This is a genomic window from Nocardiopsis sp. TNDT3, assembly GCF_003427465.1.
In the GTDB taxonomy this organism is placed as follows: Bacteria; Actinomycetota; Actinomycetes; order Streptosporangiales; family Streptosporangiaceae; genus Nocardiopsis; species Nocardiopsis dassonvillei.
The window spans coordinates 1-8,749 of record NZ_QPFC01000870.1 but is presented as its reverse complement, the minus strand read 5'-3'; the positions used below and the strand labels follow the sequence as shown (position 1 = coordinate 8,749).

The following is an 8,749-nucleotide window of genomic DNA, read 5'->3' as shown; positions in this document are numbered from 1 at the left end:
GTGCGGCCCCCTGCCGCGACCACCCGGAGGGAACTCCCGGTTCCCTAGTCCTCCAGGTCGACCTGGCGGCTGATGTCGGCGTCGATCTCGGCGGAGATCGAGGCGAGGGTCTCGTCGGGCACCGCGGAGTCCACGGTGAGCGCGATCAGCGCCTTGCCGCCCTCCTGGTCCCGGATGACCTGCATGCCCGCGATGTTGACACCGGCGTCGCCCAGCAGGGCGCCGACCGTGCCGACCACGCCGGGACGGTCCTCGTAGGACAGGAACACCATGTGCTCGGCCAGGCCGATCTCCATGGTGTAGTTGTTGATCTCCACCAGCTTCTCGACCTGGCGGGGACCGGTCAGGGTGCCCGAGGCCGACACGCGGGTACCGTCGGCGAGCACGCCGCGGACCGTGATGAGGTTGCGCCAGTCGGTGTTGTCGTCGCTGGTGACCAGGTTGACCTCGACGCCGCGCTCCTTGGCGAGCAGCGGGGCGTTGACGAAGGTCACGGTGTCCTCGACCACGTCGGCGAACACGCCCTTGAGGGCGGCCAGCTCCAGCACCTTGACGTCGTGCGAGGCGATCTCACCGCGCACCTCGACGTCGATGCGGCTGGCGATGGTGCCCGCGAGGGAGGTGAACACGCGGCCGAGCTTCTCGGTCAGCGGCAGACCCGGCTTGACGTCCTCGGCCACGCCGGTGCCCTGCACGTTCACGGCGTCGGGGACGAACTCGCCGGAGAGGGCCAGCTTGACCGAGCGGGCGACCTGGGTGCCCGCCTTCTCCTGGGCCTCGGCGGTGCTGGCGCCCAGGTGGGGGGCCACGACCACGTTCTCGAACTCGAAGAGGGGGCTGTCGGTGCACGGCTCCTTGGCGAACACGTCGATGCCCGCGCCCGCCACGCGGCCGTCCTTGAGGGCCCGGTAGAGCGCGTCCTCGTCCAGGATGCCGCCGCGCGCGGCGTTGATGACGCGCACGGTGGGCTTGACCTTGCTCAGGGCCTCGTCACCGATCAGGCCCAGCGTGTCCTTGTTCTTGGGCAGGTGGATGGTGATGAAGTCCGAGCGCTCCAGCAGCTCGTCGAGCGTGGTCATCTCCACGCCGATCTGGGCCGCGCGGGCGGGCTGCACGAAGGGGTCGTAGGCGATGACCTGGGTGCCGAAGGCCGACAGGCGCTGCGCGACCAGGGCGCCGATGCGGCCGAGGCCGACGATGCCGACGGTCTTCTCGTAGAGCTCGACGCCGGTGTACTTGGAGCGCTTCCACTCGCCGTTGACCAGGGCGTTGTGCGCCGGAGCGGTGTTGCGCGCGCTGGCCAGCAGCAGGTTGATGGCCTGCTCGGCGGCGCTGATGATGTTGGAGGTGGGCGCGTTGACCACCAGGACGCCGGCCTTGGTGGCGGCCTCCACGTCCACGTTGTCCAGACCGACACCGGCCCGGGCCACCACCTGGAGACGGGAGGCGGCGGCGATCGCCTCGGCGTCCACCTGCGTCGCGCTGCGCACGATGAGGGCGTCGACGTCGGCGAGGGCGGGCAGGAGCTGGGACCGGTCGGCGCCGTCGACGTGGCGTACCTCGAAGTCCTCCTCGAGCAGCGCGATTCCGGCGGGCGAGAGCTTTTCCGCTACGAGTACGGCGGGTTTGGGCACAACGGTTCCTTTTCGGGTGGTGCGGCCCGACCGCGCAGGTGGTGGGCGCTGCCCGGATCGGGGGTGACGGCTGGTCGGAAGTCTACCGGCGAGGTAGGGAAGCCCGACGGGGACGGGTGGCCAAGGGCCGCCCGTCCCCGTGGTTCACCGGGTCCCGAGCACGGGGCGAAGCGGAGCGGAGCCCCCAAAAAGCACTGCCTAGGCCTTGAGCCAGCTCATCAGCGGGCGCAGCTCGGCGCCCACCTTCTCGATCTGCTCGTTCTGCTCGGCCTCGCGGCGCTTGGTGAAGGTCGGCTGCCCGGCGTCGAACTCCTCCATGAGCTCCTTGGCGTAGGAGCCGTCCTGGATCTCGCCGAGGATCTTGCGCATCTCCTGGCGGGTCTGCTCGGTGATCAGGCGCGGGCCGCGGGTGTAGCCGCCGTACTCGGCGTTGTCCGAGACCGACCAGTTCATCTTGGAGATGCCGCCCTCGTACATGAGGTCCACGATGAGCTTGAGCTCGTGCAGGCACTCGAAGTAGGCGATCTCCGGCTGGTAGCCCGCCTCGACCAGGGTGGCGAAACCGGCCTTGACCAACTCCTCGGTGCCGCCGCAGAGGACGGCCTGCTCACCGAACAGGTCGGTCTCGGTCTCCTCGGTGAACGTGGTCTTGATGACGCCGGCCTTGGTGCCGCCGATGCCCTTGGCCCAGGACAGCGCCAGGTCCCATGCCTGCCCGCTGGCGTCCTTCTCGACCGCGACCAGGCAGGGCACGCCGCGCCCGGCCTCGTACTGGCGGCGGACCAGGTGGCCCGGGCCCTTGGGGGCGACCATGGCCACGTCCACGCCCTCGGGCGGGGTGATGAGGCCGTAGCGGATGCTGAAGCCGTGGCCGAAGAAGAGGGCGTTGCCCGCCTCCAGGTTCGGCGCGATCTCGGCCGCGTACAGGTCCCGGTGGATGTGGTCGGGGACCAGGATCATGATGACGTCGGCCTCGCGGGTGGCCTCCGCGGGGGTGAGGACGCGCAGGCCCTCCTCCTCGGCCTTGGCCCGGCTCTTGGACCCCTCGGCGAGGCCGATCCGCACGTCCACGCCCGAATCGCGCAGCGACAGCGCGTGCGCGTGGCCCTGGCTGCCGTAGCCGATCACGGCGACCTTCTTGCTCTGGATGAGCGAGAGGTCCGCGGCGTCGTCGTAGTACATCTGTGCTGCCACTTGGGGTTGCTCCTTGTTTCTCAGTTTCGTGTGGGACGCGGTGGGGTCCGTGCGCCCGGGCCCCGGGTCCACCAGCGGGAGCGGTGAACCGAAGGTCACCGCTACGCGCTGCGCTCGACCGTGCGGAGGGATCGGTCGGTGATCGACCGGGGTCCGCGTCCCAGGGCGACCAGCCCTGATTTGACGAGTTCCCGGATGCCGAACGGCTCCAGGTTCCTGACCAGGGCATCGAGCTTCTCGGGGTCGCCGGTGGCCTCGATGACGACGACGTCCGGGCTGACGTCCACGACGTGCGCGCGGAACAGCTCGGCCGTCTGTAGCACGTGGGTGCGGCTGGACGCGTCGGCCTTGACCTTGACGAGCAGGAGCTCGCGCCGGACCGACGCGGTGGTGTCCATCTCCACGATCTTGACGACGTTGACCAGCTTGTTGAGCTGTTTGGTCACCTGCTCCAAGGGGTGGAGGTCGCAGTTGACCACGATTGTCATCCGGGACAGTCCTGGGTACTCGGTGTTGCTCACACTGAGCGAGTCGATGTTGAAGCCTCGACGGGAGAAGAGGGCGGAGGCGCGGGCGAGGATACCCGGGGTGTCCTCCACCAGAACGGAAAGCGTGTGACTGCTCATGGTGGTTCCGCCTGTTCCTCTTAGTCCTCGTGTTCCCAGTTCGGCGCCATGTCGCGCGCGTACTGGATGTTGTCGTTGCTGACGCCGGGGCCGACCATCGGCCAGACCATGGCGTCGTGGTTGACGGTGAAGTCCACGACGACGGGGGCGTCGTCGATCGCCATGGCCTTCTCGATGGTGGCGTCGATGTCCTCGGCTCGCTCGCAGCGCAGGCCGACACAACCGTACGCCTCCGCGAGGCGGACGAAGTCGGGGATGCGGACCTTCTCGTCGCGCGGGGAGGTCTGGAGGTCGGTGTTGGAGTAGCGGCCCTCGTAGAACAGGGTCTGCCACTGGCGGACCATGCCCAGGTTGCCGTTGTTGACCACGGCGACCTTGACCGGGATGCCCTCGATCGCGCAGGTGGCCAGTTCCTGGTTGGTCATCTGGAAGCAGCCGTCGCCGTCGACCGACCACACGGTCCGGTCGGGGTCGCCGACCTTGGCGCCGAGCGCGGCGGGGACGGAGAAGCCCATGGTGCCCAGGCCGCCGGAGTTGACGAAGGAGCCGGGGCGCTCGTAGTCGATGAACTGGGCGGCCCACATCTGGTGCTGGCCCACGCCCGCGACGTAGGTGGCCTCCGGGCCGACGACCTTGCCCAGGCGCTCGATGACGGCCTGCGGGGACAGGCTGCCGTCCTCGGGTGCCTCGTAACCCTTGGGGTAGGTGTTGCGCAGGCGGTTGAGCTGCTGCCACCAGGCCTCGTAGTCGCCCTGGCGGCCCTTCTCCTGGTCGGCGCGCACGGCCACGACCAGGTCGGCGAGGACCTCGCGGCAGTCGCCGACGATGGGCACGTCGGCGTGGCGGTTCTTGGAGATCTCGGCCGGGTCGATGTCGGCGTGGACGATCTTGGCGTCGGGGGCGAAGCTGTCCAGGCGTCCGGTGACGCGGTCGTCGAAGCGCGCGCCCAGGGCGACGATGAGGTCGGCCTTCTGGAGGGCGCCGACGGCGGCGACGTCGCCGTGCATGCCGGGCATGCCCACCGACTGCGGGTGGCTGTCGGGGAAGACGCCGCGGGCCATCAGGGTGGAGACGACGGGGGCGCCGGTGAGCTCGGCCAGGACGCGCAGCTCGGCGGAGGCGCCGGCGCGCAGGACGCCGCCGCCGACGTAGAACACCGGACGGCGGGCCTCGGCGATCATGCGGGCGGCCTCGCGGACCTGCTTGCCGTGCGGCTTGGTGACCGGGCGGTAGCCGGGCAGTTCGAGGCGCTCGGGCCAGACGAACTCGGCGGAGTTCTGCAGGGCGTCCTTGGAGATGTCGACCAGGACGGGGCCGGGGCGTCCGCTGGAGGCGATGTGGAAGGCCTCGGCGACGATCCGCGGGATCTCCCGCACGTCCTTGACCAGGAAGTTGTGCTTGGTGATCGGCATGGTGATGCCGCAGATGTCGGCTTCCTGGAAGGCGTCGGTGCCGATCATCGGGGAGGCGACCTGGCCGGTGATGGCGACCATCGGGACCGAGTCCATGTGCGCGTCGGCGAGCGGGGTGACCAGGTTGGTGGCGCCGGGCCCGCTGGTGGCCATGCACACCCCCGGACGGCCGGTGGCGTAGGCGTAGCCCTCGGCGGCGTGACCGGCCCCCTGCTCGTGGCGCATGAGGATGTGGCGCACCTTGGCCGAGTCGTAGAGCGGGTCGTAGGCCGGGAGGATGGCGCCGCCGGGAATCCCGAAGACAGTGTCAACGCCGACCTGTTCCAGCGACCTGATCAGCGATTGGGCGCCGGTCATCTGCTCGGTCATCTCAAGATCCTTCAGCGAGGGTCAGAGCGGCACGGGGGCTCTGGCCTGGTGGGTCTGACTCTGGGCCTGGCAATAAAAAAACCCCCACCGCCGACGGCGGTTGAGGGGTGGCGCGCAGCAGAGGAAACTCAGCGGGCTGCGCGCCGACCAAGTACGAGAATCAGGGAGTTGCTCTGCATGCTGACCACATTGGCCGACGGAGAGGGCGCCCGTCAACCAGAACGACATATTGTCTCATATATTGAGACGTCAATGTCAGCATGCGGCCTCGCCCGATGACGTGACAACCCCTACGAACTGGACGAATGCTGACAAGCCACCCCGGTTTCGTGTGACGCACACCGCACGGGCGGCGGCCGGGGGTTCCCCCGATCCGCCCTCCCGGAAGGGCGGCCGACCGGTCCGGCCCGGAACCCGCGGCCGCGCGGCCATGGTCTCCTCCGGGGAGCCTGGGGCGGCCGCGGACAGGGCCGCGGGCGGCGTTCCGTCCGGTCAGAGGCTGACCCCGGCCTCGCCGCCGACGAGTGACTCCACACCGCTCGCGGGCATGGGCCGGGCCACCAGGAACCCCTGGCCGTGGTCGCAGCCCATGGCGCGCAGCTGCTCCAGCTGCTCGGAGCGCTCGATGCCCTCGGCCACGACCTGCACCCCCAGGTCGCGCCCCAGCTGGATGATCGTGTGCGTGAGCAGCGTGACCGTGTCGTCGCGGCCCAGGTCCGCCACGAACGACGGGTCGATCTTGATCGCGTCCACGCTCAACCTGCGCAGGTGCGCCAGGGACGCGTAGCCCATCCCGTAGTCGTCGATGGCCAGCCGCACGCCCAGCTCGCGCAGCTCGCCCAGGCGCTGCACGGCCTCCCCGCCGTCGTCGAGCAGGACCTCCTCGTCCACCTCCAGGGTCAGCACCTCGGCCGGAAGCCCCGACTCGGCGAGGATCCCCGCCACCGACTCCACGAAGCGCGGCGACAGCACCTGCTTGACCGACAGGTTCACCGACAGGCCGATGTCCCAGTCCGAGAGCCGCCACACCGCGACCTTCTCGCAGGCCTCGCGCAGGATCCGCTCGCCCAGCGGCACGATCAGGCCCGACTCCTCGGCCGCGCCGATGAAGTCCTCCGGGCCGACCCTCTCGCCGTCGCGGTCCCAGCGCACCAGCGCCTCCACCGAGGTCACCTGGGAGCTGCCCAGGTCCACGACGGGCTGGTACTCCAGGAAGAACTCGTCCTTGGCCAGCGCCTCGCGCAGGCGGATCTGGAGCTCCAGGCGCGAGACCACCGTGTCGTGCATGTGCGCGGCGTACACCTCCACGTGGCCCGCCCCTCGCTCCTTGGCGCGGGTCATGGCCACGTCGGCGTTGCGCAGCAGCTCGCCGCTGTCGGTGACCTGTTCGGCGAAGGCCACGCCGATGCTGGCGGTCAGCATGATGTCCCGGTCGGCGACCGGGAACGGCTCCGAGGCGATCACCCTCCCCAGGCGCTCGGCCAGGTCCACCACCCGCTGGACCCGGGGCACGTTCTCGACCAGCACCGCGAACTCGTCGCCGCCCCAGCGCGCCAGGGTCGCGTCGGAGTCCACCTCGCCGCGCAGCCTGCGGGCCGCCTGGCCGAGCAGGTGGTCGCCGCGCACGTGCCCGGCGGAGTCGTTGACCGCCGTGAACCCGTCCAGGTCCAGGAAGATCACCGCGACCTCGCCCGCGGGCTCCTCGTTGATCACCCGGTGCGCCAGGACGTCGCTGGCCCGCTCCTCCAGGTAGGCGCGGTTGGGCAGGCCGGTCACACCGTCGTGGAACGTCAGGTGCTCCACCTCGTCCTGGAGCGCCACCTGCGCGCTGATGTCGCGGGTGGTCACCAGCAGCCGGTCGGGCTCACCCGGCTGCTCGTACAGGGACATGGTGGACTCGGTGTGCCGCCAGGTCCCGTCGGCCGCCCGCACCCGCAGCCGCATGTGCACCCCCTGCGCGCCGCGCTCGGAGAACAGGTCGGTGACGGCCTTGGTGCGCCCCAGGTCCTCGGGGTGGATGAGCGCGGTGACGGGGGCGGCGAGCACGTCGTCGAGACGGTAGCCGAAGGCCTCGGCCGTGCCCGGGCTGACGTAGTTCACGCCGCCGTCGCGGTCCAGTATGAGGATGACGTCGCCGCTGTTGCGCGCCAGCTCGTGGAAGTGGACCTCGCGGTTGCGCACCATCCGGGAGAGCGTGGCGTTCTCCTCCAGCATGCCCACCATGCGCACCAGGAGCACCACCACCGCGGTGCCCGCGGCCAGCGGCAGCACCGGCGCCACCCCGACCAGGCGGACCCCCGCCACGGTCAGCACCACGGCGGCCGCGAACACGGCGCCGATCGCGGCGAGTTCGGGCGCGAACCGGTAGAGCCCCCGGCCGGTGATCCGGCGCGGGTCGGTGCCGGGCCGGTGCTCCACGAGCCACGGCAGGGCCCCCAGCAGGGCGAAGCCCAGGAACCTGACCGGGTGTTCGACCCCGCCGAGGAAGGGCGGGCCGGTCAGGCGGGTGAGCGCGCCGAGGATGTCCGCCCCGGCGATGACGATGAGGGCGCCGATGGCCACCAGCACCGCGCGCCGCGTGCTGTGCGGAGACATGAAGACCAGCGGCACGAGCAGGCACAGCACGACGATGTCGGCGACCGGGTAGACCAGGGCGAAGCCGAGGAACCCGGCGCCCTCCCCGAGTTCCTGGTAGAGCGGGGAGAACAGCAGCAGCCAGACCACGGAGAAGACCGCGGCGGCGCACACGTAGCTGTCGGTGACGTGGCGCACGGCGGTCCGCAGGCCGCCCGGCCACGGCGCGAACTTGGTGAAACCGATCACGAAGAGTGGCAGGGCCGCGAGGGCGAAGAGGTCACCCAGAGTGAGCGACAGTGCCGTGGCGGAGCTGAACAGGCGGATCAGACCGTGAGTGACGCCACCCGCGCACCAGGCGAGCGCGGCGAAGCCGAGGTGGCGCAGGGCGGAGGGTCCGTCCGCGCCGTCGGCGTGGGCGTCCCGGTCGGCGCCGGTGGCCGCCCAGCGGCGTGAGGCGTAGAGCAGCGACAGTCCGGCGGCCCCGGCCGCGACGGACGTGGGCCACTCGCCGAGCGCGGCGGTCACGCTGTCCTGCGCCGAGGGGACGAGGGTCCCCACCAGGTAGAGCAGGAACAGCGCCACCAGGGCCACGATCCACAGGCGGCGTGCCCGGGTTCCCATCACCGACCTCCCAGCGGGCGCGTCACGGTCGACGCGGCGTCCTGCCGCGGTCACGCTCTCTCCTCGGACATGGAGCACCCACCTCGCGTCGTTCGAGTCCGGGCGCGGCACAGCACCCGGCACCGCGTCTGCCGCCCAGGATCTCGCGGGACTGGGACGGGCCCGGTGGCGGAACGGCCCGGGGGACCGTACACGTCCCCGTGCGTCGCAACCCTACGCAACCAAGGTCACACAGCGATTGAGGACCGGATGAGAGATGACGACAGAACCATCACCCACAGTGATGTCCGACTCCCGCCCCTCCGGTGCCCGGAGA

At 70.6% G+C, this 8,749-nt stretch carries 5 protein-coding genes; all 5 read right to left on the bottom strand.

The features are described from left to right. Positions 1–44: 44 nt before the first annotated feature. The 5 genes from serA to DQW06_RS20805 all read right to left on the bottom strand — a co-directional run bounded on the left by serA (position 45) and on the right by DQW06_RS20805 (position 8,433). Positions 45–1,634, bottom strand: coding sequence for a phosphoglycerate dehydrogenase (gene serA / locus DQW06_RS20825; protein WP_013151231.1), 1,590 nt, complete (start codon positions 1,632–1,634; stop codon positions 45–47). 198 nt (positions 1,635–1,832) lie between these two features. After that, entirely contained in the window at positions 1,833–2,828 is a 996-nt protein-coding gene (gene ilvC / locus DQW06_RS20820) for a ketol-acid reductoisomerase (RefSeq protein WP_013151230.1), read from the bottom strand. A gap of 101 nt (positions 2,829–2,929) precedes the next feature. After that, complete coding sequence (gene ilvN / locus DQW06_RS20815; RefSeq protein ID WP_013151229.1) at positions 2,930–3,454, bottom strand: acetolactate synthase small subunit; 525 nt, start codon at positions 3,452–3,454, stop codon at positions 2,930–2,932. Between the two features lie 20 nt (positions 3,455–3,474). Further along, positions 3,475–5,235 carry an acetolactate synthase large subunit gene (locus DQW06_RS20810; RefSeq protein WP_013151228.1) on the bottom strand — a complete coding sequence of 587 codons (1,761 nt, stop codon included), beginning with the start codon at positions 5,233–5,235 and terminating at the stop codon, positions 3,475–3,477. Positions 5,236–5,727: 492 nt separating this feature from the next. Next, entirely contained in the window at positions 5,728–8,433 is a 2,706-nt protein-coding gene (locus tag DQW06_RS20805) for a bifunctional diguanylate cyclase/phosphodiesterase (protein ID WP_117199137.1), read from the bottom strand. Positions 8,434–8,749 lie beyond the last annotated feature (316 nt).